General features: G+C 63.6%; 16 protein-coding genes. 3 read left to right on the top strand and 13 right to left on the bottom strand.

What is annotated here, in order from left to right:
- Nucleotides 1–88 precede the first annotated feature (88 nt).
- Nucleotides 89–2,545: a TonB-dependent siderophore receptor gene (locus tag UCMB321_RS18265; protein ID WP_425338578.1), complete on the top strand. Its 2,457-nt coding sequence runs from the start codon at nucleotides 89–91 to the stop codon at nucleotides 2,543–2,545.
- A gap of 117 nt (nucleotides 2,546–2,662) precedes the next feature.
- On the opposite strand, the gene UCMB321_RS18260 is transcribed toward UCMB321_RS18265, so the two are convergent.
- Together UCMB321_RS18260 and UCMB321_RS18255 are read right to left on the bottom strand one after the other, a co-directional pair.
- Nucleotides 2,663–3,814: an MFS transporter gene (locus UCMB321_RS18260; protein WP_040069505.1), complete on the bottom strand. Its 1,152-nt coding sequence runs from the start codon at nucleotides 3,812–3,814 to the stop codon at nucleotides 2,663–2,665.
- Between the two features lie 102 nt (nucleotides 3,815–3,916).
- Complete coding sequence (locus UCMB321_RS18255) at nucleotides 3,917–4,357, bottom strand: DoxX family protein (protein WP_040069503.1); 441 nt, start codon at nucleotides 4,355–4,357, stop codon at nucleotides 3,917–3,919.
- A gap of 141 nt (nucleotides 4,358–4,498) precedes the next feature.
- Between UCMB321_RS18255 and UCMB321_RS18250 the strand changes: the two genes are divergently transcribed.
- Nucleotides 4,499–5,416, top strand: a complete 918-nt coding sequence (locus UCMB321_RS18250) for a LysR family transcriptional regulator (RefSeq protein ID WP_040069501.1) — start codon at nucleotides 4,499–4,501, stop codon at nucleotides 5,414–5,416.
- A 24-nt stretch (nucleotides 5,417–5,440) separates the two neighbouring features.
- Here the strand turns inward: UCMB321_RS18250 and UCMB321_RS18245 are convergent, their stop codons facing one another.
- Both UCMB321_RS18245 and UCMB321_RS18240 read right to left on the bottom strand, forming a co-directional pair.
- Complete coding sequence (locus UCMB321_RS18245; RefSeq protein ID WP_040069499.1) at nucleotides 5,441–6,592, bottom strand: M14 family metallopeptidase; 1,152 nt, start codon at nucleotides 6,590–6,592, stop codon at nucleotides 5,441–5,443.
- A 335-nt stretch (nucleotides 6,593–6,927) separates the two neighbouring features.
- Nucleotides 6,928–7,290, bottom strand: a complete 363-nt coding sequence (locus UCMB321_RS18240) for a DUF6124 family protein (RefSeq protein ID WP_040069496.1) — start codon at nucleotides 7,288–7,290, stop codon at nucleotides 6,928–6,930.
- A 129-nt stretch (nucleotides 7,291–7,419) separates the two neighbouring features.
- On the opposite strand from UCMB321_RS18240, the gene UCMB321_RS18235 reads away from it, so the two are divergent.
- On the top strand, nucleotides 7,420–8,070 hold the full coding sequence (locus UCMB321_RS18235) for a LexA family protein (protein WP_040069493.1): 651 nt from the start codon (nucleotides 7,420–7,422) through the stop codon (nucleotides 8,068–8,070).
- A gap of 148 nt (nucleotides 8,071–8,218) precedes the next feature.
- On the opposite strand, the gene UCMB321_RS18230 is transcribed toward UCMB321_RS18235, so the two are convergent.
- From UCMB321_RS18230 to UCMB321_RS18190, 9 genes are all read right to left on the bottom strand, one after another.
- Nucleotides 8,219–10,171 (bottom strand): acetyl/propionyl/methylcrotonyl-CoA carboxylase subunit alpha, encoded by a 1,953-nt coding sequence (locus tag UCMB321_RS18230; RefSeq protein ID WP_040069490.1) that lies wholly within the window; start codon nucleotides 10,169–10,171, stop codon nucleotides 8,219–8,221.
- Nucleotides 10,168–10,986: a gamma-carboxygeranoyl-CoA hydratase gene (locus tag UCMB321_RS18225; RefSeq protein ID WP_040069525.1), complete on the bottom strand. Its 819-nt coding sequence runs from the start codon at nucleotides 10,984–10,986 to the stop codon at nucleotides 10,168–10,170. Before UCMB321_RS18225 ends, UCMB321_RS18230 begins: the two co-directional genes overlap by 4 nt.
- Before the next feature lie 50 nt (nucleotides 10,987–11,036).
- Entirely contained in the window at nucleotides 11,037–12,644 is a 1,608-nt protein-coding gene (locus UCMB321_RS18220) for a carboxyl transferase domain-containing protein (RefSeq protein WP_040069487.1), read from the bottom strand.
- A gap of 11 nt (nucleotides 12,645–12,655) precedes the next feature.
- Nucleotides 12,656–13,819: an isovaleryl-CoA dehydrogenase gene (locus tag UCMB321_RS18215; RefSeq protein WP_040069484.1), complete on the bottom strand. Its 1,164-nt coding sequence runs from the start codon at nucleotides 13,817–13,819 to the stop codon at nucleotides 12,656–12,658.
- Nucleotides 13,820–14,036: 217 nt separating this feature from the next.
- Entirely contained in the window at nucleotides 14,037–19,031 is a 4,995-nt protein-coding gene (locus tag UCMB321_RS18210; RefSeq protein WP_040069481.1) for a dermonecrotic toxin domain-containing protein, read from the bottom strand.
- Nucleotides 19,032–19,272: 241 nt separating this feature from the next.
- The gene (locus tag UCMB321_RS29550) at nucleotides 19,273–21,084 is read right to left on the bottom strand and encodes a hypothetical protein (protein WP_052451295.1); all 1,812 of its coding nucleotides are present in this window, start codon (nucleotides 21,082–21,084) and stop codon (nucleotides 19,273–19,275) included.
- Nucleotides 21,085–22,090: 1,006 nt separating this feature from the next.
- Nucleotides 22,091–22,990: a hydroxymethylglutaryl-CoA lyase gene (locus tag UCMB321_RS18200; RefSeq protein WP_040069478.1), complete on the bottom strand. Its 900-nt coding sequence runs from the start codon at nucleotides 22,988–22,990 to the stop codon at nucleotides 22,091–22,093.
- 42 nt (nucleotides 22,991–23,032) lie between these two features.
- Nucleotides 23,033–23,437 carry a MerR family transcriptional regulator gene (locus tag UCMB321_RS18195; protein ID WP_040069475.1) on the bottom strand — a complete coding sequence of 135 codons (405 nt, stop codon included), beginning with the start codon at nucleotides 23,435–23,437 and terminating at the stop codon, nucleotides 23,033–23,035.
- An 85-nt stretch (nucleotides 23,438–23,522) separates the two neighbouring features.
- A complete protein-coding gene (locus UCMB321_RS18190) occupies nucleotides 23,523–24,452 on the bottom strand; it encodes a LysR family transcriptional regulator (protein ID WP_040069473.1) in 930 nt (309 codons plus the stop codon).
- Between the last annotated feature and the right edge of the window lie 110 nt (nucleotides 24,453–24,562).

The raw sequence follows: 24,562 nt of genomic DNA, 5'->3' as shown, positions 1-24,562 counted from the left end.
TTTTTCGAGTTCTTCGTCTTCCTGTTCAACTGCAACTGGTTTGCATTAACAAACGCAATTCTCTGCGAACAACAGGACTCGATCAGACGTGAAGAACAACCAGCCCCACGCCCTTTACCGGGCGATCCGCCAAGCCTTGCCCAGCTCCCAGGCCTGGGCCCTGGCCCTGGCCCTGGCGGTCAGTGCCATGATGCCGCTGAGCCAGGCTGCTCAGGCTGCGGGCGCCATTCATATCCAGGCCCAGCCCCTGGCATCGGCCTTGAGCCAGTTGGGTCAGCAAACCTCCCTGCAAGTGTTTTTCAGCCCGCAACTGGTGGCCGGCAAGCAGGCTCCGGCGGTCGATGGCAACCTGTCGCCGGAACAAGCCCTGAACATGCTGCTGCGCGGCAGTGGCCTGGACTATGAACTCAAGGACGGTTCGGTGACCTTGCGCGCTGCCGCCCCGGCCGCGACCGGGGCGCTGGAACTGGCGCCGCTGGACGTCAAGGTGGTGGGTGACTGGCTCGGTGATGCCGACCAGGCGATCGTGCAGAACCACCCGGGTGCGCGGACCGTGATCCGTCGCGAGGCGATGGTCGAGCAGGGTGCGATGAACGTGAAGGACGCACTGCGGACTGTTCCCGGCGTGCAGGTGCAGGAAAACAACGGCACCGGCGGCAGCGATATTTCCCTCAACGTCGGTGTGCGCGGCCTGACGTCCCGCCTGTCGCCACGTTCCACCGTGTTGATCGACGGCGTCCCGGCGGCGTTCGCCCCTTATGGCCAGCCACAGTTGTCGATGGCTCCGGTGTCGGTCGGCAACCTGGACAGCATCGACGTGGTACGCGGTGCCGGTTCCGTTCGTTATGGACCGCAGAACGTCGGTGGCGTGATCAACTTCGTGACCCGGGCGATCCCGCAGAAGTTCTCCGGCGAGGTCGGCACCACCCTGGAAAGCTCGCGCCATGGCGGCGTCAAGCACCTCGACACGGCCTTCCTCGGCGGCACCGCGGATAACGGTTTCGGCGCGGCCCTGCTGTATTCCGGGGTGAAGGGACAGGGTTATCGCGAAAGCAACAACGGCAACGATATCAACGACGTCCTGCTCAAGACCCACTGGGCGCCGACCGATCAGGACGATTTCGCCCTGAACCTGCACTACTACGACGCCACCGCGGACATGCCCGGCGGCCTGACCCAGAAGCAGTACGACGCCAACCCGTACCAGTCGGTGCGCCACTGGGACAACTTCAGCGGCCGGCGCAAGGACATTTCCTTCAAGTACAAACGGCAGGTGGATGAGCAGACCCAGGTCGAAGTGCTGACCTACTACACCGACAGTTTCCGTGGCAGCAATATCGCCGCCCGTGACCTGAAGACCCTCAGTGCCTACCCGCGCAGCTACTACACCTTTGGCGTTGAACCACGGGCATCCCACGTGTTCGACCTGGGGCCGAGCACCCAGGAAGTCAGTATCGGCTATCGCTACCTCAAGGAGGGCATGCACGAGGCCACCGATCGCCTGGCCCTGGTCAACAATGTGCCGACCGTGACGCCGAGCTCCGACGGACATATCTACCAGGACCGAACCGGCGGCACCGAAGCCAATGCCTTCTACATCGACGACAAGATCGATATCGGCAAATGGACCATCACCCCGGGTATCCGTTTCGAGCGCATCAGCAGCAACTGGCATGACCGGCCGGTGCCGGGCACCAACTACGTGCCGGTCCAGGAGAAGTTCCGCAGTGTCGACAGCAACGAGCCGCTGCCGGCGTTGAGCGTGATGTACCACCTCTCCGATGCCTGGAAAGTCTTCGCCAACTATGAAACCTCCTTCGGCAGCCTGCAGTACTTCCAGATTGCCCAGGGCGGCAACGGCAACAGCACGGCCAACGGCCTGCAACCGGAAAAGGCCAGGACCTACGAACTGGGCACCCGCTATGACGAGCGCACCTGGGGCGGCGAGGTGACGCTGTTCTACATCGACTTTGCCGACGAACTGCAATACGTCAGCAACGACGTGGGCTGGACCAACCTCGGCGCGACCAAACACCGTGGTATAGAGACCTCCGCGCACTACGACCTGTCGGCACTCGACCCGGCGCTCGACGGCCTGACCGCCACTGTCGGCTTCACCTACACCAAGGCGACCTCCGAAGGCGATATTCCGGGCTTCAAGGGACGTGACCTGCCGCTGTATTCGCGGGAAGTGCTGAATGTCGGTCTGCGTTATGCGGTCGACCGCTGGACCTACAACCTCGACGGTTTCGCCCAGTCTTCCCAGCGTGCGCCGGGGACCGGGACCAACGCCGACGGCAGTTTCAACGGCAACTACATCACCCAGCCGACCGCGGACGGCCAGTACGGCAACATTCCCGGCTACATGACCTGGGATGTGCGCGGTGCCTATGACTTCGGCGCGCAGCTGTCGAACCTGAAACTGGGGGCGGGGGTGCGCAACGTCTTTGACCAGCGCTACTTCACCCGGTCGAGCGACAACAATGCGGGGATCTACGTGGGTGAGCCACGGACCTTCTTCGTGCAGGCCAGTGTCGGGTTCTGATAGCCCAGAACCCCACCTTGTAGGAGCCGGCTTGCTGGCGATGGTATCGACGCGGTGTCCTGTCACACCGCGTCGCCTGGATCGCCAGCAAGCCGGCTCCTACAGTTCCATGCGATCTCAGGCCCGCAGAATCCTGCCGCTGAGAGCTACACCCAGCAGCATCACCGCGATCACCATGAAGGCCAGGCTCAAGGTGCTGGCATGGGCGATAAAGCCGATCGCCGCCGGCCCCGCGAGAATCCCCGCATAACCCAGGGTGGTAATTGCCGGCACGGCGATGCTCTCGGCCATGACCTTCTGTTTGCCTACGGCGGTGTACAGCACCGGCACGATATTCGAGCAACCGGCCCCCACCAGCGCATAACCGAGCAACGCCGCTTCCCAGGCCGGCGTGAGCGTGGCCAGGGCCAGGCCGGTCGTGGCGGTGAGCCCGCCGAACACGATCACCCTCTGTGCCCCCAGGCGCCGCACAATGGCGTCGCCCGTCAGCCGTCCGAGGGTCATGGTCAGGGCAAAGGCCGCGTAACCCAGGCCCGCATAGGCATCCGCGACCTGGCGTTCGGCGCTGAGGAATACCGCGCTCCAGTCGAGCATCGCCCCTTCGGCGAGGAACACCACGAAACACAGCATGCCGATGAACAGCACCACGCCATGGGGCACGGCGAACGCCGGGCCTGAGCTTTCGCTGCCATAGGGCAACAGGTGCGGGGCGGCCTTGAACAGCGCCAGCAGCAGGAACAGGACCACCACGCCAATCGCCCCCAGGGGCGACAACCCCAGCCCGAGCAGCGCACTGACCCCGGCGGCACCGGCGATCCCGCCGAGGCTGAAGAGGCCGTGAAAGCCCGACATCATGGTCTTGCCGCTGGCGCGTTCGACAATCACCGCTTGCAGGTTGACGGTGGAGTCCACCGAGCCGAGCCCGGCGCCGAACAGAAACAGGCTGGCCACCAGCCCGGGTATCGAACTGACCGTAGCCAAGAGCGGCAGTGCGAGGCAGATCAGCAAGGTGCCGATCGTCAGCACCCGCCGACAACCGAAACGCGAGGCCAGGGCACCGGCGACCGGCATGGCGATGATCGAGCCGACCCCGAGGCATAACAGCAGCAGGCCCAGGGTGCCTTCATCGAGTCCGGCCCGGGCCTTGGCATAAGGCACCAGCGGTGCCCAGGCGGCTACCCCGAAACCGGCGATAAAGAAGGCGATGCGGGTCGACATCTGTTCCAGGCGCCCCGGCTTGAGCGGGGCGTGGGAGGTGAGGGCGGTCATGAAAAATCCTTGGCAGTCCGGCAGACAACGCTGTGCAAGGGGCCATCCTTGCACATCGTGTCCGGCGCGGCGAGGCCAAGGACGGGTGTTGCAGCCGACCGGTCAGGCTTTGCGACGGGCATCCAGGCTCAGGCGACCGCCACCGAAGGCGACTACCTGGAGCAGGCCGCCGGCGATGGCGATGTTCTTGAAGAAGTGGATGAACTGGTTCTGGTCGCCCAGGTGATTGTGGAACGCCAGGGCGGTGACCACGCTGAACAGGGCCATGATCAGGGCCACCGGACGGGTGCGGTAGCCAAGGATCAGCAGCAGGCTGCCGCCGACTTCGACGACGATCGCCGCGATCAGGGCCAGCTGCGGCAGGGGCAGGCCCACCGATTCGATGTAGCCGATCATGCCGGCGGGGTTGGCGATCTTCGAGATACCCGAGAGCAGGAAGATCGCCGCCAGCAGGATGCGCCCGGCGAGGGCGATGGCGCCCGAGGCGCCGATGCTGTCGGGTTGAGTGTGCAGTGCGGAGTTGGCGTTGGTTGTATTGGACATGGCTGGATACCTGTAGAAGCGACGCGACCACCATGGTGCGTCGTAGTGGTGTGCAGTCTGCCATCGCGGTAACGTACGCAATAGCCGAATAATTTCGAGGATTAGGTTCGAGAATATCGAACATCCTCAGGAGCCAACTCCATGATCCCCAATCCCGGCACGCCGACCCTCGATCAACTGCGGGTACTGTTGAGCGTAGTGGAAACCGGCAGTTTTGCCGCGGCCGCGCGCAAGCTCAGTCGCGCCACCTCGGTGATCAGCTACACCATCGCCAACCTGGAGATGCAGCTTGGCGTGCAGTTGTTCGACCGCACGCTGACCCGCAAGCCGCAACTCACCGACGCCGGGCGCACCGTCCTGGCCGAGGCGCGCAGCATCTACAGCGGCGTCGATGGCTTGCGGGCGAAGGTCCGCGGGCTGCTGCAGGGCCTGGAAGCGGAAGTCCACCTGGTGGTGGACGTGATGTTTCCGGCGGCCCGGCTGGTGGATGTGCTCAAGGGCTTTCGCGCGCAGTTCCCCACGGTGTTGCTGCACCTGCATGTGGAGGCGCTGGGAGCGGTGGCGCAGTTGGTGCTGGAGGGACGTGCCGGGGTGGGTGTCAGCGGCTTTTTCAACCGTGGCCTGGCCGGCCTGGATCGGGTCGGTGCGGGCAGTGTCGAGCTGATTCCCGTGGCGGCCCCCGATCACCCCCTGAGCCAGGGCGTGAACCTGCCCGGTGCCGGTCGTGACCATGTGCAATTGGTGCTGTCGGATCGTTCGAGCCTGACCCGCGACCAGGAGTTCGGCGTGCTCGGCACCCGCACCTGGCGCCTGGCGGACCTGGGTTCCAAGCTGATGCTGCTGCGCGAGGGCGTGGGCTGGGGCAGCATGCCGGCGCCGATGGTGGCCGAGGACCTGGCGAGCGGGCGGCTGGTGCCGCTCGATCTGCCGGATCTGCGCGGCGGTTCCTATGGCTTCGACGCGATCTACCGCACCGACACGCCGCCGGGGCCGGCGGCGGCGTGGTTGATCGCCCGGGTGGTGGCGCAGGGCGAGGCGCAGCCCGTCGGGATGGTCTGAGGCCCGGGATGGCGCCTGGTACCTTCAGCGCAGTTGATCGACGATATCCGCGACGCTGCTCAGCACATCCTTGGCCAACTGTTTCGAACGTTGGCCGGACCAGCCGGTACGCGGGTTCGGGGCGTCGTCGTTGTCCTTGAAGGGCATCTCCAGGGTCAGGGACAGGCAGTCGAAGTGCTGGCCGACACTGTTGCAGGCCAGGGTCATGTTGGCCTGTCCGGGGAGGTCGCGGGTGTAGCCGTGGGTGGTCTGGAAATCCACGGTGAGTGCGCTCAGATGACTGCGGAAGTGGCTTTCCAGCTGGGCGATACGCGGGGTGTAGCCGGGGTTGCCTTCGCAGCCGGCGGTGAAGACGTAGGGGATTTCCTCGTCGCCGTGGATATCCAGGAACAGATCGACGCCATGCTTGGCCATCTGCTGCTGGACGAACAGGACTTCGGGGCTGATTTCCTGGCTGGCGTTCTGCCAGGCGCGGTTGAGGTCCTGGCCCATGGCGTTGGTGCGCAGATGCCCGTGGAAGGCACCGTCCGGGTTCATGTTGGGGATCAGGTACAGGTCGGCGCGGGCCAGCAGCTCCCGCAGCTCGGCATCGTCCTGCTCCTGCAGGCGCTCGATCAGCCCTTCCATGAACCATTCGGCCATGTGCTCGCCCGGATGCTGCTGGGCGATGATCCAGACCTTGCGCCGGCCTTCGGCACCGTTGCCTTTGCGCAGCAGCTGGATGTCCCGGCCTTCGGCACTTTTGCCGACCGCCAGCAACTCGGTGCCGGCGCGGGTCAGGGCCTGTTCGATCAGCCAGTCATGACGCTCGCGGCTGTAGGGTTCGAAGTAGGCGAACCAGACTTGCGCCTGTTCGGCGACGAGGCTGATATGCAGGCTCTCACCGTCGAAACGGGTGTCGACGCGGAACCAGTCCTGGTGATCGTAGGACGCCACGGCGCGGTAGCCGGTCCAGGCCTTGTTGTAGGACGACTGGCTGGCATTGCTCAGTTCGAAAGTATAGGTCTCGCCCGGTCGCAGGCCTTCGACTTTGAAGTGAAACCACTGGAAATGCTGGCTGCGGGTATCCGGCTCCATGGCCAGGAGCAGGTGGCGCGGGTTGCTCGCGTCCAGCGCCTGGATATTGCCGCTGTCGAAGTCGCTGCTGATTTTGAGGGAGGGTAGAACCACGGGCATTGTCTGAGTACCTGAAGAGGCTTTTTTGTGGGTGCTACTGTACACCTCGATGAGGTATTCGCCGAGGCGCGAAGGGGTGGGTGTGGCGGGCTGGTGCAAAAAAAAGACCCGGCAAGAAGCCGGGTCAAAAACCGTGATTAGCCTGATGAGGAGATAATCCAGGAGTCCGACCTAAGGTCTCCGGGTTATCGACCGATCTCGCGATCAGTTGATTGCAATAATAATCATTATCATTTGAAGGTCAAGTCTTTTCCCGTCCTTGGCGGATATTATCTTTCCGATTCTCCCCCCACAGGCCCGCTCGGCCCTTGGCAAGTCGCCTGGCCGTGGCCTGTTCACGCCGTACCGGCCTGTATCTGCACGGCGCGGTCCACCAGGGCCTTGGCCATGTCGATCATGTACACCACCGAAAAGCCCAGGTCGCGGTTGGCACCGTTGGCGGCTTCGTAGGCGGCCGCCGCCGCGCAGCGCAGCAGGTCGGAGGCATGGATCATGGCTTCCTCGACGTTCAGGTCGTCGCGTACCGCAAAGAGCTTCGGATAGAGGAGGTCATCGGTGGTGTTCGCCGCGCAAGTGGCGGCTGAAACAGATGGTTTCAAATAATAGTCGAGCGCACGCTGGGCGGCGGCGTGATCCTTGAGGGACGCGAGCGGGCTTTTCGAGTCGGGTCGAGGGCTTTCTGTCGTGATGGAAGTCATGAGGGGCCTGCCTTTCAGAGGAAGTTCAAGTCAGCCATTGCAGATTAGTACGATTGGTACTGCGATGCTCGTCACAAACAATACATTTTGTGTATTGAGCGGTGAAATACTGCCCGTATTGTTCCGTCCATGGATAAATGGATAGCGTTGGTGAAAGCCAAGCTCGAAGAGCTTCGTCTTTCGCAGGAAAAACTTGGCGAACGCCTGGATATCACCCAGGGCGGCGTCGGTCATTGGCTGAACAAAAGGCGCAAGCCCGATCTTGCGATGATGAACAAGGTCCTCCAGGCGCTGGGCCTCGGGCACCTGGAGGTGGTCCTGGTGATTCGTGATCGCGCGGTGGCGGCCCAGGCCCCGGAAGAGCAGGACGAGCAGGTCTACGACATCACCTCGGCGTTCCGCTACCCGATCAGTGACTGGCAGGCGGTCGCTTCGGTGCAGGATTCGGCCAGGGGCGAGTACGCCGGGCGCTACGAGGTGACCGATCAATACGCCCCGGCGGCGTTCTGGTTGCAGGTGGTGGGCGATGCGATGACGGCACCCTCCGGCACCAGCGTGCCCGAGGGCATGATGGTGCTGGTGGACCCGGATCGGGAGGTCGAGGTCGGCAGCCTGGTGATCGCCCGCCTGCGCGAGGGCGAGGAGGCGATTTTCCGCCAGTGGGCGCAGGAGGGCGGGCAGCCTTACCTCAAGCCGCTGAACCCGACCTGGCCGAAGATCGCGGTCACCGAGGCGTGCTGCGTGATCGGCGTGGTGGTGCAGGCAACCGTGAAATTCTGAGGGTTGACCTCGGACTGTGTAGGAGCCGGCTTGCTGGCGATGGCATCGACGCGGTGTTCTGTCAAACCGCGTCGCGTGGATCGTCGGAACGCCGCCCGCAGCAAGCCGGCTCCTACTAGGGTTGTGGTGCTTGTGAGGGCGGCGTTGGCTACTCCTGCAACTCCACCAACGCGCTGCCTTCTCCGACCATTTCGCCTTCCTGGCAATACAACGCCTTGACCACACCCGCCTGGGGCGCGCGGATGCTGTGTTCCATTTTCATGGCTTCCAGCACCACCAACTGCGCCCCGGCCTCGACGCTTTGCCCGACTTCCACCAGCACCCGGACGATGCTGCCGTTCATGGGCGCGGTCAGCCCACCCTGATGACTGTGACTGGCTTCGACGGCACCGATCGGGTCATACGACTCGATGCGGCGCAGCTCGCCGTCCCATTGCAGATACAGCGTATCGCCACGGCGGATGACCCGATGCCGGTGGCGCAAACCCTTGTGTTCAGTCAGCAGGGACTCACCCTCGAGCCGTGCGGTATGAGCATCGGCATCACCCAGGGTCAGCGCCCGGTCTTGCCCTTCGCAACTCAAGTGCAGGGTGATTTCCGTCGGCAGTCCGGCACGCAAACCCTGGTTGATGGCCCAAGGCGAGCCCGGGTCATCGGCGCGCGAAACAGTCGGCAGGCTCTGCGCAAACGCCTGGGCCGCCGCTTGCCAGAACTCATCGCTCAGTGGTGAGGGTTCTGGCAGCAGTTGCTCCTGATAACGCGGAATGAAGCCGGTATCCAGTTCCGCCGCCGCGAACGCTGGATGACCGACGATCCGCCGCAGGAAGTCGATGTTGGTTTTCAGGCCACCGATGGCGAACTCGTCTAGCATGCCCAGCAAGCGCAGGCGCGCCTGTTCGCGGTCCTCTCCCCAGGCAATCAGCTTGCCGAGCATCGGGTCATAGAACGGCGAGATACTGTCACCCTCGGCCACGCCGCTATCGACCCGGCGTCCCGGTCCCGGCGCCGATTCGCGATATAACTCCAACCGCCCGGTGGCCGGCAGAAAATCATGGCCCGGGTCTTCGGCGTACAGCCGCACTTCGATGGCATGGCCGAGCAGCGGCACCTGATCCTGGGTCATCGGCAGCACTTCGCCGCGAGCGACGCGAATCTGCCAGGCCACCAGGTCGAGGCCGGTGATGGCTTCGGTGACCGGGTGCTCGACTTGCAGGCGGGTGTTCATCTCCATGAAGAAGAACTCGCCGCGAGCGTCCAGCAGGAACTCCACGGTGCCGGCGCCGACGTAGCCGATGGCCTGGGCCGAACGCACGGCGGCCTCGCCCATGGCGCGCCGTAGCTCCGGGCTCAGACCGGGCGCCGGGGCTTCCTCGACGACTTTCTGGTGCCGACGTTGAATCGAACAATCACGCTCATTGAGGTACAGGCAGTTGCCGTGCCGGTCGGCGAAGACCTGGATCTCGACGTGGCGCGGCTTGAGCAGGTATTTCTCCACCAGCATCCGCGAATCGCCGAAGGACGACTGTGCCTCACGCTGGGCCGAGGCCAAGGCTTCGGCCAGTTGGCTGACGTCCTCGACCACCTTCATGCCTTTGCCGCCGCCACCGGCTGTGGCCTTGAGCAGGACCGGATAGCCGATGCGTTCGCAGGCCTCGCGGAAGGTGTCGAAATCCTGCGCCTCGCCGTGGTAACCCGGCACCAGCGGCACGCCGGCGGTCTCCATCAGGGCCTTGGCGGCGGACTTGCTGCCCATGGCATCGATGGCACTGGCGGGCGGGCCGAGGAACACCAGGCCGGCAGCCTCGATGGCCCGGGCGAAGCCGGCGTTTTCCGAGAGGAAACCGTAGCCGGGGTGAATCGCCTGGGCCCCGCTGGCGTGAGCGGCGGCGATCAGTTTGTCGATCTGCAGGTAGCTCTCGGCGGCCTTGCTGCCGCCCAGGTCGACGCGGATATCGGCTTCGCGACTGTGGCGGGCGTCACGGTCGATGGCACTGTGCACGGCGACGGTGGTCAGGCCCAGGGCCTTGGCGGTGCGCATCACCCGGCAGGCGATTTCGCCGCGGTTGGCCACCAGGAGGGAAGTGATCACAGGGGCGCTCATCGGCGGGGCTCCTTGACGGTCGACTCGGCCTGCCAGCTCGGCGGGCGTTTTTGCAGGAAGGCGCGCAGGCCTTCCTGGCCTTCGGCGCTGACCCGGATCCGGGCAATGGCGTTTTCGCAATAGCGGCGCCGCGCCGGGCTGAGTTCGCCGCTGCCGATTTCCCGCAGCAGCTCCTTGCTCGCGCGCATCGCCTGCGGGCTGTTGAGCAGCAGGTTGTCGATCCAGGCCGCGACGTGCTGGTCCAGTTCACTGGCCGGGTAGGTTTCGGACAACAGGCCCAGCTCGCGGGCGCGCAGGCCGCTGAAGCGTTCGGCGGTCAGGGCGTAGCGACGGGCGGCGCGCTCGCCGATGGCCTGGACCACGAACGGGCTGATCACGGCCGGGGCCAGGCCGATGCGCACTTCCGAGAGGCAGAACTGCGCATCGTCGGCGCCGATGGCCATGTCACAGGCGCCGATCAGGCCCAGGGCACCGCCGTAGGCCGCGCCCTGGACCACGGCCAGGGTCGGGATCTTCAGTTTGGCCAGGTTGTACATCAACTCGGCCAGCTCGCGGGCGTCGTCGAGGTTGGTGGCGTAGTCGAGCTGGGCCGACTGCTGCATCCAGGCCAGGTCGGCGCCGGCGCTGAAATGCCGGCCACGGGCGCGCAGCACCAGGAAGCGCAGGGCGGCATTGGACTGGACTTTGTCCAGCGCCAGGATCAGCTCGCGGATCATTTCGGCGTTGAACGCGTTGTTCTTTTCTTCGCGGCTGAGCCAGAGGGTCGCGAAGCCGCGCGGGTCGGTGTGCAATTCGAGGGTGTTGAAGTCAGTCATCATGTCGGGTCCTGTGCAGCTTTTGTAGGCGCTGGCGTTGTCCCCGCCGGTCACATCCGGAACACGCCGAAGCGGGTCGGTTCGATCGGCGCGTTGAGGGCCGCCGAGAGTGCCAGGCCGAGGATGTCGCGGGTCTGTGCCGGGTCGATCACGCCGTCGTCCCACAACCGGGCACTGGAGTAATACGGGTGCCCCTGGTGTTCGTACTGGTCGAGGATCGGCTGCTTGATCTCGGCCTCCTGCTGCGCCGAGAAGCTTTCGCCATTGCGCTCGTGCTGTTCGCGCTTGACCTGCACCAGCACCCCCGCCGCCTGTTCGGCGCCCATTACGCCGATCCGCGCGTTGGGCCACATCCACAGGAAACGCGGGTCATAGGCGCGCCCGCACATGCCGTAGTTACCGGCGCCGAAGCTGCCGCCGATGATCACGGTGAATTTCGGTACCTTGGCGCAGGCCACGGCGGTGACCAGTTTCGCGCCGTGCTTGGCGATGCCGCCGGCCTCGTACTTCTGGCCGACCATGAAGCCGGTGATGTTCTGCAGGAACAGCAGCGGGATGCCGCGCTGGCAGGCCAGTTCGATGAAGTGCGCGCCTTTCTGCGCGGATTCGGCGAAGAGGATGCCGTTGTTCGCCAGGATCGCGATGGGATAACCGTGCAGGTGGGCGAAGCCACAGACCAGGGTGCTGCCGAACAGCGCCTTGAATTCATCGAACAGCGAGTCGTCCACCAGCCGGGCGATGACTTCGCGCACGTCGAAGGGTTGCTTGGCATCGGCGGGAATCACCCCGTACAGCTCCTCGGCGGCGAAGCGCGGGGCAATCGGCGTGCGTTGCTGCAGTTCGCCGAGCTTGCGCCAGTTGAGGTTGGCGACGCTGCGCCGGGCCAGGGCCAGGGCGTGTTCGTCGCTGTCGGCGTAATGGTCGGCCACCCCGGAGATCTTGCAGTGCACATCGGCGCCGCCGAGGTCCTCGGCACTCACCACTTCGCCGGTGGCGGCTTTCACCAGCGGCGGGCCGGCGAGGAAGATGGTCGCTTGCTGGCGGACCATGATCGCTTCGTCGGCCATCGCCGGCACATAGGCGCCGCCGGCGGTGCAGGAGCCCATGACCACGGCGATCTGCGGGATGCCCATGGCGCTCATGTTGGCCTGGTTGAAGAAGATCCGCCCGAAGTGCTCGCGGTCCGGGAACACTTCATCCTGGCGCGGCAGGTTGGCGCCGCCGGAGTCCACCAGGTAGATGCACGGCAGGCGATTCTGCTGGGCGATGGCCTGGGCGCGCAGGTGTTTCTTCACCGTGAGTGGGTAGTAGGTGCCGCCTTTGACCGTGGCATCGTTGGCGACGATCATGCATTCGACGCCTTCGACGCGACCGATGCCGGCAATCACCCCGGCCGCCGGAACGTCTTCGCCGTAGACCTCATACGCCGCCAGCTGGCTGATTTCCAGGAACGGCGAGCCGGGATCGAGCAAGCGGTTGATCCGTTCGCGCGGCAGCAATTTGCCCCGCGAGGTATGCCGCTCCTGGGCCTTGGGACCGCCGCCTTGCTGGACCTGGGTCAGCAGCGAGCGCAGGGCCACGACCTGTTCGAGCATCGCCGCGCGGTTGTCGGCGAACTCGGCCGAACGCGGGTTGAGTTGGGTGTGCAGGATTGCCATGTGCGCGCCCCTCAGCGGGTTTCGTTGAACAGTTCGCGGCCGATCAGCATGCGGCGGATCTCGCTGGTGCCGGCGCCGATTTCATACAGCTTGGCGTCGCGCAGCAGGCGCCCGGCGGGGAATTCGTTGATGTAGCCGTTGCCGCCGAGGATCTGGATCGCGTCGAGGGCCATCTGGGTTGCGCGCTCGGCGCTGTAGAGGATCACCCCGGCGGCGTCCTTGCGGGTGGTCTCGCCACGCTCGCAGGCCCGGGCCACGGCGTAGAGGTAGGCACGGCTGGCGTTGAGCTGGGTGTACATGTCGGCGACCTTGCCCTGGATCAGCTGGAACTCGCCGATGCTCTGGCCGAATTGCTTGCGGTCGTGGATGTAGGGCAGCACCAGGTCCAGGCAGGCCTGCATGATCCCGGTCGGGCCGCCGGAGAGCACCACGCGCTCGTAGTCCAGGCCGCTCATCAGCACTTTCACGCCGCCGCCCAGCACGCCGAGGATGTTTTCTTCCGGCACTTCGACGTCATCGAAGAACAGCTCGCAGGTGTTGGAGCCGCGCATGCCGAGCTTGTCGAACTTGTTGCTGCGGCTGAAGCCTTTCCAGTCGCGCTCGACGATGAAGGCGGTGATGCCGTGTGGGCCCTTGTCCAGGTCGGTCTTGGCGTAGATCACGTAGGTGTTGGCGTCGGGGCCGTTGGTGATCCAGGTCTTGCTGCCGTTGAGCACGTAGTGGTCGCCGCGCTTGTCGGCGCGCAGTTTCATCGAGACCACGTCGGAGCCGGCGTTGGGTTCGCTCATGGCCAGGGCGCCGACATGTTCGCCGCTGATCAGCTTCGGCAGGTATTGGGTTTTCTGTGCGTGATTGCCGTTGCGGTTGATCTGGTTGACGCAGAGGTTGGAGTGGGCGCCATAGGAGAGGGCGACCGAGGCCGAGCCGCGGCTGATTTCTTCCATGGCCACCACATGGGCCAGGTAGCCGAGGCCGGCGCCGCCGTATTCTTCCGGCACGGTGATGCCCAGCAGGCCCATGTCGCCGAACTTGCGCCACATGTCGGCGGGGAACAGGTTGTCCACGTCGATTTGCGCGGCCCGGGGTGCCAGCTCCCGGGCGACGAAGGTGCGCACCTGGTCGCGGAGCATGTCGAGGGTTTCGCCGAGGTCGAAGTTCAGGGTCGGATAGCTCATGGGGCACCTTTTGTTATGGGTTGAGCAAGGCGTTGGTGTGAGTGAATGCTCACCTTTACGTTAACGTAAAGGTGATGGGGCTGGCTGTCAATCGGACATTTTCGCCGGAGCGCCCCGACCCGTGCTTTGGCGCTTGGCCCAGCAGGCCCGGGATCGTGTGGCGAGCGGGCAAGCCCGTTCGCCACAGATCTCTGCGGATGTAAGAGCGGTTTTGGAACTAGCGCGCCAGTCCGTGCTCCTGCAACGCCGCTGCGGTCAGGCGCTCCATCTCGTCGCTGTGTTCACGCGCGATGGCTTCGTAGAGGGTCTGGTATTCGGCGTCGGTCATGGGCCGGGCAAACACTTCCTCCTCGGACTTGCCCAGTGTCGCGGCCGCCGCTTTCATCGCGGCCTCCAGCCTGGTCTTTTCCTCCTCGGGCAGATTTGAATTATTGAACCAGCGTTCCTGTGCCGATTGCAGGTCCAACATGGCGTCGCTCTTGGTGTTGCGCAGCGCCTCTTTCTCGCTGAGTTCCTGCAGGTACTGGATCTCCAGGTAGTCCTTCCAGAACTCCTGCCTGAGGATCTGCCTGACAACATCCATCGGCTGCCGCTCCTGTTCGAGGATGGCCAGGTAAGCCGCATCCACCTGCTCCGGGGTGACCCCGGCAATTCTGCCGTAATGCATCTTCGAGGCCTGCCAGGGCAGTTCCAGCCGTTCCCCCAGACCGATGCGAAAGGCCAGGTAGACTTCCGCTTCATCGGGACGTTGGCCCCTGGCCTTGCGTTGGTTGATCAGGGCCCGGGCCTGGGCGTTGACGCGATCCAGGCGCGATTTACCCTTCGCCAGTTGCAGCAGCTTCGCCTCGACCTTCCCGGCGTCCGGCTCGGCGTAGGCTTCATGCAGCAACACGTCGAGGCCCATGTCGCTGAACGCCACGGCGATGCCGTCGGCACAGGCATCCGATTGCGGCGCGGTGGCCTTGGCGAAGAGTTTCTCCCGCAGTTCGGTGTCTTCGACCGCGGCGCCGACCATGCGCCGGACCTTGTCCAGGAGTCCCGGACGCGCGGCATTGTCGACATAGTCGGCCGACTCACTCAGATCGCCGATCACCCGGAAAAACGCTTCGGACTGCTCGACCGGCTCCTCGCCGGCCAGGCGCATCCAGTCATTGCGAAAGACCTCCTGCGCCTGGCTGTCGAGCCCTTGCAACCAGGCACTTTCGTCGCGTGAGACGGGCCCCCGCAAGCCCTGCGGACTATGCACCGGCGAGTCGCCTGCGCTCAGGTCGGCGTCCGAATCCGATTCGGCCGGCATATCCAGCCCCAGGTCGATCTCGGTTTCCGAGTAGTAGTACACGGCATCATCGAAAAAGTCCGTTGCAATGGGGTTGTTGTAGAGGTTGATAGCCCTGGCGATGCGCTGTCCCTCTGCGCTGGTGTCCAGGACGGCGGAAGGGATAGTGGTCAGGTGGTTCGAACTCAGGTCAAGCCGGATCAGTTCCGGCAGGTCCAGGTAGCCGGTCGGCCAATGGGTGAGCCCGGTGTGGCTCAGCTCGATACGCTTGAGCTCGAGCATCGCGCTGAAGTCCGGCGAACGGCCCAGGGTCCGGTTGTAGGCCAGGTTCAGATCCCTCAGTCGGGTCAGCCCTTCGAGCAGGGTGGCCGTTTCCTCGGTCAGGACGATACGGTGGCCGCTCAGGTTGAGGTGGGTCAGTCCGGACATCGAGCCCAGCGCGGGCGGAATCTCGGTCAGAGAGCCGCCGCTGATGGACAGGCGTTTCAACTGGGGGAAACCCTCGAGAAAACGGTTCAGTCCCTGGATGATGTCCGGATGGGACAGGTTCAGGACCAGTTCGCTGACGTGGCTGAAGTTGGCCGACAGGACCGGTAGCCGGGTGCCCCGTTCGTAAATCACGATGTCGAGCCGGTAACCTTCCTGGGAGGTGCTTTGGTAGGGGCCTCGGCGCCAGCATTGCTTGATCCTGCTGGCAATATAGCTCCTGATGATCACGCCCTCTCGGGGAGCCGGCGGGGTATCGACCCAGGCTTCGAGTTCCGCGCACAAGGTGTTGTACTCGCTTTCCAGTTCTTCCAGGCGCTGCACCGCTGCGCCTTCGTTCAGGCCCCTTATCTCGAGAAACTCCTCCACATCTCGCCAGGCATGCGCGGGGTAAAGACGTTGCGCCAGCTCGGTGAAGGCTGCGGAGCGGGTGCCCAGGATTCTGTCTGCCGCCTCGGGTCCGGCAGCAGACGTGCCGGGACGGCGGGCGGGCAGGCGCATCGGCGGCGTTTCGTTGGGCTTGGTGGGGGGCAGGCCAAGGAGTTTTTCCAGCTCCTTGCGCGGCGGTAATGGTTGATCGAGCACGGTCTGCTTCAGGCCGGCGGCCTCATGGGTTCCGGGAAACCCCAAGGCCTTGCGCTCGGTATCGGGCAGGGCGTGCAGGACACTGCTGTAGAGATTGTCCGGACCGTGCAGCTCCTGGCCCAGGGCGTCATGGGCTTCGTACTGGTCGCCATTTTTAACCAGTACCTTGCGAATCGGTGCCTGCTCCGCGCCGAGGCTGTCGAGCAAGGGCCCGCCGAAGTAGGGCTCGCGTATTTCGAGACGAACCTGGTCCGACCAGCCCGGCAGCTTGCCGATCTGGCTCAGGATCAGCTTGTCGGTATCGGGGTTGTTCGTCGTGTCGAGATAGAGTCCTTCCTGGGTGCGCGCCAGGCGCACGTCGCGACTGTAATAGCGGGCCTCTTCGGCCAGTCGCAACGGTACGCGCCTGGCCTTGAGCAGCAACCGCCGCTCGGCCGGACTGGCGTTTGCGAGCAATTCCTGCGCGACCGGAGCAGGAAGGACTGGAAACTCCTTGCGGATCACGGCAATGGCGGGGTCGTTGGTCTGGGTGCGATAGCTGTAGTGTGAATCGAACAGCGCCGTGCGGCGGCTGGCGGCTTGCGTCGCGAGTTTGCGCCTGAGGGCCACGGTACGCGCATCCAGGCTGACGGGCCCGGCCCCGAAGTCCTCGCCCAGCAAACTGCGGATCTCGGCCTCGTCGAGGTTTTCCAGGACCTTTTGCAGCAGTTGGTTGGCGTTGAGACCGGGCCATCGGAGGTCGATGCGCTGCAACGCTTGCACCTGGCCGGCGGGGTATTCCTTCAGCGCGGCGCCACGTCGGTCCAGCAACCGCAACACTTTCGAGGGTGGCCAGACCGGCTCGTCGGTCAGCAATTGCAGTTCCATGTGCAGTTCGTCCAGTGAACTGTTGGCCGCGCCACCGCTTTGCAGGCGCTGCACCAGGTGCTTGAGGTCGCGGTCGAGCTTGAAACGGGTCACGCTGTCTTCGAGCAAGGCCGGGGGCGGTTCCCGGTCCAGGTGCAGCAGGCGCAGGACATCGTCGTCGACCCCGCTCAGTTGCATGATTTTTTTTGCCGACGCCGGGTCCAGGCTGGCCGCATCCGGCCCCAGTCGGGAAAACAGCTGCGGTTGCCGCCACTGCAAGGGTTGCTCGAACTCATGGAGCCAGGCGCCCTTGCCGTTGTGATGGATCAGTGGTGCGTAGGCGTCGGGGTTGCTCGGGTGTTGCAGGTGGAAGCGCTTGGCGGTTGCGCCGGGTCTGATCCGGTAATGGCGGCCATTGAGACCCAGGTAGGTCTTGTCCTGATGGTGATAGAGCCCCGCGGCATCGGGGTTTAGCTCCGCCGTGTCGGGCAGCGGGTGTTCATAGGGGGTCAGGTCGGGTTTCCAGAGTGCCGGCTCGCCCTGGGGAGACTTGATCGGCTTGAGTCCTTCGATAAACGCCGAACCTTCGAAATCCAGGGTCATGACGGCCCCCAGTCCCAGCAGTTCAACGTTCAGCAGCACGCCCATGAAGCCGAGCACCGCCTGCATTTTCTCTCCATGGCTCCATTCTTCGATGCCGTTGTAGAGCTGCACGATCAGTTGCGCGGCGGCGACCGCGAGCATTGCCTCGCCGAGCCCGGGCACCAGGAACAACAGGTTGACCCCCCAGTTCAGCAACGAGCGCAGGCGAGCGGTGCGGGTCTTCTTGTCCTCGTCGTCCGTGGGCACCGCGCTGACGCGGGCGTCGTCGAGCTTCTTGACTGTTTGCAGGACGCAGAACTCGTCGAAAGGGTGGTCGCCCAGTGAGCTTTTCTCCAGGCGCAGGTCGGCGTGCCGGGCTGGCTTACGCTGCCCGGTGACGGGGTCGAGCGGGTTCAGGCAGTTGTCGAGGGCATGGAAGAGCGCCGGTTGGGTGCGCAGGTGAACATAGCGTTTGAAGAAGGCCTGGTAGGGTTTAGCCCGCAGCCGTTCCCTGAGTTCATCGTGGAATGCGTTGAAGGACGAATAGCGCTTGAGGGCCTGGTGCGGATCACCCGACAGGTAGGCCACGCAGGGCTGCTCGCCGCTGCTTGAGGGAGCGCCGTGCTCGATCAGCAGCACGCCCTTGAGCAACGCGCCCCAAGCGCCGCTGTCGACGTTCGGAAAGTCGAGCAGGGTCAGGTAGGAGCAGTGCACGGGATGATTGTCCCAACGGGGTGTCTGCGTCGGGTCGAGCAGGCCTTGCAGCATCTGGTAGGCCGATGGATCCAGGTTGCCTTTGATCAGGGCGATTTCCGCCTGCACCGCCAGTTCGTCGCGTTCCTGTTGCTCGAAGAGGGTCTTGAACAGCGGGCTTGGGCGGTTTCGCTCGGTGCGCAGGAAAAAATGTTCGACGTGTCTTTTGTACTGGCCGCCCAGGTCGAGCCGGCGACAGACGGTGGCGAAGTCCGGTGGGGTGATGGGCTTTTTCAGGAGCGCGGTACTTTTACGCAGGATGGCCGAGCCGTGGTCGAAACCGAATGCGCCGGTTTCGCTGCTTTCGAAGTTCTGCAGGGCGGCTTGCAACAGGCTCTGCAGGACAATGTTCTCCCGACGCGGTTCACCGAGGGTGGCGGCGGCCAGGATATGGACGTGGCGGAGTTGGTCGTGGTGAATGTCCAGGCCCGGACCATAGTGGTCGTCGAGGGCCTGGGAGAGCAGCGGCGCGGCAAAGTCCTTGACGCTTTTGAAACCGTGCAGATGGCGCGCCAGTGCGGCTTTGGACATCTGGCTCTGCCTGAGGCGCGTGGCGAATGCCAGGCGCCGTTCGAGGGGCGCCTGGGTCAACCAGGAGGGGAGTCGCTTGAGGATCAGGCGATGGTTCCTGGTCGATCGCACCTGGCTGGCGGGGGCGGCAAGTGGGGGTTGCTGGGTACTCATGAAGATCAACTTTTTCTGTGAATGAGGCTTTCAGCTTATGCTCAACGCGTGGCTATAAAAGTTGAAAAAGTTGAGTTTAATCAGCTAGTTAGTATCAATAATCCGAGCCTGAAAAATAGCCGGTTATGGCCTTCTGGCTATCATCTCGTGCTAGCCGCTGTCGTTGTGTGCTGCCCGATTCATTATTCGAATGGGCAGCGGTTGGGACTGTGCTGGGTATTCAGCCGATCAGGAGGTGAAATCAGCTGTCCGGGGCTGGCCAGGTCACGTCATCGGCAAAGATTTTTCCGTTGGCGGGCCAATTCAGCACCGTCCCGCCGGAAGCGGCCACCTGGTCGATCAACCGATCGTAGACCGCGCTGTTGTCGACACCACTCCAGGTTGCACTCTCGATGTCGGCGGCGGTTTGTCCCGCGGCCTGATGGATTGCGCGGACATTGGCGGCACGGGTCAGGCTGGAGTTGACCAGCCATATCCGCTCGGCACTGACGCCTCTGTCGGAAACTGAAATGTGCCCTTCGATATCATCGTAAGGAAAGAAGTTGATTTTCTGGGGATCATGGTTGAAAAAGCGGTTTTCCTGCCCCGGAACGACCTCGACGTTTCGTGTATCGATCATGTAGATGAAGCTGGTGGTCTGCCGGTGCCTGTAGGTTGTATAGCCGCGTTCGCTATCGAGTGAAATCGGCCTGCGCGAGCCCGATCCGGTCGATGCCGCTTCGCTCTGCTGGCGGGAGCTGCCCGAGGCTGACGACGAAGCGGCCTGGCTGGTATTCGACGCGCTCTCATCCGCGCTGGCCTCGCTGTCGGCGTCGCTGTCGCTATCCGAGTCGGGGTGTCTGCCGGGGTATTTGTTGGTTTGCGTGTTGTAACGCAATTGGCCGATGCCCGGCCCTCCACCGACACTGTAGTTTTTCGCGTCGTTCAGGCTGAAGGTGGCGCTCAAGGCTTTTTTCGTGGTCGAGCCGGGTGGATGGTTTTCACGCGCGAGCATGCAGCCATCCCTGGCCAGCTCGAACGGCGTGCGATCTTCCGTCCTGAACATGGCAGGGATATCCGTCCGGTACAGGCAGCCATGGATGTTTTTCCGGTAGCCGATCTTGAGCAGGAATGCCTCGAGGAATGGCCGGCTGTAGTAAGCGTCGAAATCCGGGTCGAGCGAGTGGGGTTCAAAGTTCCGGATATTGCGGATTTGCGGCAGCACTTCCTGTTCCAGCAAGTCAAAGCGCTGTGGATGGGTTTCGGTCGCCGACTGAAGTTTGTGCGCCTCTGCCCATTCAGGCAGCTTGGCGTGTTCCTGGAGTGCCTGCTGCAGGCGCGGCAGCATGCTCGGAAGCAGGTTGTAGCCTTGCAGGATCTGCCCGCGTTCTTCAGCGCTCTTGTCTGGATGGGCCCATTTCAGCGCCCGTATCAATTGGTCCCGGGTCCTGCCCTCTGAACGGGCGTGGGCCCATTGAGGCTTTCTGCCGGTCGTTTCGGCCTCGGAGCGGAAACGCGTGATGTCGTTGCCGTGAAGCCCGTAGTGTTCCCAGATATCGCGGTCGGTCCAGGAGGGCAGTCGTTCGGCGGCAATCGACTGACCGCTCGAGTCCATCCGCCCCTCTGGCGGGTCAACCAGTACCCAGTGGTCGTCGTCCTTGCTGAACGCGTACAGGCTGTCCTCGGCGTGATCGGCATCAAGCTTTTTCAGGCGGTAGTAACCCTGGCTGTCAGGGCCCGCGAGACGGGTGTAGGGGCTCGGGGTGGAATAGCCGAATTTGGGCACGACGACAACCGATGCCCGCGGCGGGTCGTCAACCAGGCGTGGTCGTTTGCGCGGTGGCGGGCTGGCCGTGGGCTGATCGACGGACGCCGCCATGGGCTCCGGTCCCCAGGTGCTGCCGTTGCCGATCCGATAAAGCGCGGGGCCGGACGGCAGCAGTTCATTGGCGCGTTTTGCCCGGTAGGTCTCGAGTTGCGCGTCATACGCGACCATGACCGTGCCACCGTCATCGAGATCGACGTATTGACGGTTCTTGATGATCCGCAGGCCCTGCTGGTTGGGCGGCGGCAATGCTCCGGTCGTGCCGACCCGGTAGCTCCCCAGTGAATCGGGGGGGGCGGTCCTGGCCTGATCCGGCAGATCCGTCAGTTGCAGGTTCTGCTCCGTTGGCGTGTCGGTTGTCGGTCGAGAATGGGGATGAGCCTGACCGCTGGAAACTGCTGGGTTGTCCAGGTGGTGCGGGCGCAGGCCGCTGATGTGCGGTCCGGGTGGGATTGATGGTCTCAAGGATTCGGGAAGGTCCGGCAACCTGGGGCCAGGCACCCTGATGGTGGACGATGTGGGTTTGACCGGGGTTCTTGGAGACATAGCGATACCTGCCAATTAAAGAAATAAACATCCTGTTCAGGATCTGTCAGCAATCGGGTGTTGATACGTGGAGATCGCGCGGGCAGACGGCAGCGGCGGCAGGGTGAGTATCCGCTCCCTGGAGGCGGGGGATGCGGTACATAGATAGGCGCAAGGAGGATGTGTCGTCGAATGACAGGAAGGCAGAAACACGAAGGGGAGCCGAAGCTCCCCTTGAATCTGTGTTGTATGCTCTTTTTTTATTATTGAGGGGCGGTCTGTTGTTGTTTTTGTCGACCGTGACCCTTTACCGCGTTTTTGGCTGACCCCCATCCGGGGTCAAAGAGCAAACGTATTTTTTTGAGCGCTGATCTGCCTTATCGGGTGATCCAACCAGTCCGGGAGCTACCTTGAAGGTAGTTTTATTGTTCTCTGTCCGGTTGCGGGTAACCCGTGGGTCCCCTGAAAGCACACCTTCTCCAAAAAAATCTGTTAGCTGCGTCTCTGCCGTGTTGTTTTTGTTATGTCAGAGTCGGTACGTCTTATTTTTATGGGTTTGTCGCTTTTTATTCTTGTTATGCAAGAGATATAGCAGGTGGCGTGCCAACTTTTTGAAACCCTTTGAAATCAAGGGTTTGCTGTTTTCGTCAGGCTATCGTCGACGGAAAAATCGCTGATTCTGTTTCCGTGTTACTCGTTTGTGTTTCCAAACGGTAACACCCGGACACATTCATCCCGCCTGGCGTGCCTTGGCGACGCGCGAACCCGTAACACGCCCCAGCACGCCACAGATTTCCTGGCCTGCGAGGATCAGTCGATCGAGGTCGACCCCGGTGTCGATGCCCAGGCCGTTGAGCATGTAGAGCACGTCTTCGGTGGCGACGTTACCGCTGGCGCCCTTGGCGTAGGGGCAGCCGCCCAGGCCTGCGATGGAGCTGTCGAAGACCTGGATGCCTTCGAGCAGGCTGGCGTAGAGATTGGCCAGGGCCTGGCCGTAGGTGTCGTGGAAATGACCGGCGAGTTTTTCCCGCGGGACGCTGGCCGAGACCACCTCGAACATTGTCCGGGTGGCCCCCGGCGTGCCGGTGCCGATGGTGTCGCCCAGGGACACTTCGTAGCAGCCCATGGCGTACAGCTCGCGGGCCACGGCGGCGACCTGCGCGGCGGCGACCGGACCTTCATAGGGGCAGCCGAGCACGCAGGACACGTAACCGCGCACCGTCACGCCGTGCTGGCGGGCGGCGTCCATGATCGGTACGAAGCGGGCGAGGCTTTCACTGATGGAGCAGTTGATATTGCGCTGGGAAAAGGCTTCGGACGCGGCGGCGAACACCGCCACTTCCTTGACCCCGGCGGCCACGGCATCTTCGAAGCCGCGCAGGTTGGGGGCCAGGGCGCCGTAGGTGACCCCGGGCTTGCGCTGGATACGCGCGAAGACCTCGGCGGAACCGGCCATCTGCGGCACCCATTTGGGCGAGACGAAGCTGCCGACTTCGATGTAGCCGAGGCCCGCGTCGGTGAGGCGGTCCACCAGGCGGACCTTGTCGTCCACGCTGATGGGTTGGGCTTCGTTCTGCAGGCCGTCGCGGGGACCGACTTCGACCAGGCGTACGTGGGTGGGTAAGGACATGGCGGGGTACCTTGCGAAAGAGGGGGCTGGAGTGGCGTGGTTCTACAGGATCGGCTGGGCCTGATGTTCCAGGGTCTGCGCCAGGGCCTGCTGGCAGCGCTCCTCGGCGGTGTCGAGCTCCAGTTGCATCTGCTCGATATCCAGCAACTGCTGTTCAAGCTGTGCCCGACGCTCGGCGATTTTCGCCAGCATGCTGTTGAGCTGTTTCTGGTTGCCGCTGGTGGGGTCGTAGAGCTCGATCAGCTCGCGGCATTCGGCGAGGGAAAAGCCGATGCGCTTGCCCCGCAGGATCAGTTTCAGGGTCACCTTGTCCCGGGCCGAGTAGATGCGTTCCAGGCCGCGCCGCTCAGGGCTGAGCAGGCCTTGCTCTTCATAGAAGCGAATGGCCCGGGTGGTGATGTCGAGCTCGCGGGCGAGGTCGGAGATGCTGTAGGTCTGGCTGCTCATGAAAGCGCTCGAGGAAGGTCATGGCGCTAAGCTAAAGGCTGCTTGACGTATACGTCAAGCATGTCGGCCTTTGTGGCGGTGTTGCTCAGACCTTGTCGAGCTTCTTCTCATGGGCCGTGACCTGCTGGCACAACTCGATCATCTGCTCGCGCATCCAGCGGTTGGCCGGGTCCTGGTCGGTGCTTTCGTGCCAATAGAGATGGGTTTCCACCGGCGGCACGTCATTGACCGGCAACGGGAAGTACTGCAGGTCATGCCGCCGGGCGAAGCGCTCCGGCACGGTCATGACCATGTCGGTCTGCTGCAACACCTGCGAGGCCATCAGGTAATGCTGCGAACGCAGGGCGATCTTGCGCTGGATGCCCATCTTGCCCAGGGCCAGGTCCACGTAGCCGAGGCCGTTGCGCCGACTGGAGATATGGATGTGGGTCAGTCCCAGGTAATCGTCCAGGGTCAGCTTGTCCTTGCCCGCCAGCGCATGGCCCTTGCGCATGGCGCAGACATAGCGGTCTTCCATCAGCTTGACATGGCGCACCTGCGGGTCGGTGTTGAGCGGCGCGTCCACGGCGAAGTCGATACGCCCGGCGGCCAGCTCCTTGGTGGTCTCGCGACGCTTGGAGAGGAAACTCTCGATCGCCACGGTCGGCGCCAGGCGGCGCAGGCGCTGGAACAGCGGCGGCAGGATCACCGCCTCGGTGAGGTCGGTCATGCTGATGCGGTAGGTCTTGTTCGCCTGTAACGGGTTGAAGATCCGGCTTTCCTGGACGGAGATGCGCAGCAGCGAGAGGGCGTTGCGCACCGGGCCGATGATGTTCTGCGCCATCGGCGTGGGCACCATGCCCTGGGCGGTGCGCACGAACAGCGGGTCGTTGAAGGTCTCGCGCAAACGGGCCAGGGCGTTGGACACCGCCGGCTGGGTGATGCCGACGATCTGCCCGGCGCGGGTCAGGTTGGCTTCGGTATAGATGGCGTCGAAGACGATGAAAAGATTGAGGTCGACCTTGCTCAGATTCATTTCGCGGCGCTCTTATTGTTAGGGTTCGATCAGCTGATCATATATCGGTGATGAATGTTAATACACGCCGAGAATAGCTTTGGTAAATTTTCGTAGCTGATCTAGCATCG

Source organism: Pseudomonas batumici (assembly GCF_000820515.1).
In the GTDB taxonomy this organism is placed as follows: Bacteria; Pseudomonadota; Gammaproteobacteria; order Pseudomonadales; family Pseudomonadaceae; genus Aquipseudomonas; species Aquipseudomonas batumici.
This window is presented reverse-complemented; position numbering and strand designations above follow the sequence as displayed.

Coding starts and splice junctions, on each gene's coding strand:
- UCMB321_RS18260 (WP_040069505.1), bottom strand. CDS start 3,814: ATGACCGCCCTCACCTCCCACGCCCCGCTCAAGCCGGGGCGCCTGGAA.
- UCMB321_RS18255 (WP_040069503.1), bottom strand. CDS start 4,357: ATGTCCAATACAACCAACGCCAACTCCGCACTGCACACTCAACCCGAC.
- UCMB321_RS18250 (WP_040069501.1), top strand. CDS start 4,499: ATGATCCCCAATCCCGGCACGCCGACCCTCGATCAACTGCGGGTACTG.
- UCMB321_RS18245 (WP_040069499.1), bottom strand. CDS start 6,592: ATGCCCGTGGTTCTACCCTCCCTCAAAATCAGCAGCGACTTCGACAGC.
- UCMB321_RS18240 (WP_040069496.1), bottom strand. CDS start 7,290: ATGACTTCCATCACGACAGAAAGCCCTCGACCCGACTCGAAAAGCCCG.
- UCMB321_RS18235 (WP_040069493.1), top strand. CDS start 7,420: ATGGATAAATGGATAGCGTTGGTGAAAGCCAAGCTCGAAGAGCTTCGT.
- UCMB321_RS18230 (WP_040069490.1), bottom strand. CDS start 10,171: ATGAGCGCCCCTGTGATCACTTCCCTCCTGGTGGCCAACCGCGGCGAA.
- UCMB321_RS18225 (WP_040069525.1), bottom strand. CDS start 10,986: ATGACTGACTTCAACACCCTCGAATTGCACACCGACCCGCGCGGCTTC.
- UCMB321_RS18220 (WP_040069487.1), bottom strand. CDS start 12,644: ATGGCAATCCTGCACACCCAACTCAACCCGCGTTCGGCCGAGTTCGCC.
- UCMB321_RS18215 (WP_040069484.1), bottom strand. CDS start 13,819: ATGAGCTATCCGACCCTGAACTTCGACCTCGGCGAAACCCTCGACATG.
- UCMB321_RS18210 (WP_040069481.1), bottom strand. CDS start 19,031: ATGAGTACCCAGCAACCCCCACTTGCCGCCCCCGCCAGCCAGGTGCGA.
- UCMB321_RS18200 (WP_040069478.1), bottom strand. CDS start 22,990: ATGTCCTTACCCACCCACGTACGCCTGGTCGAAGTCGGTCCCCGCGAC.
- UCMB321_RS18195 (WP_040069475.1), bottom strand. CDS start 23,437: ATGAGCAGCCAGACCTACAGCATCTCCGACCTCGCCCGCGAGCTCGAC.
- UCMB321_RS18190 (WP_040069473.1), bottom strand. CDS start 24,452: ATGAATCTGAGCAAGGTCGACCTCAATCTTTTCATCGTCTTCGACGCC.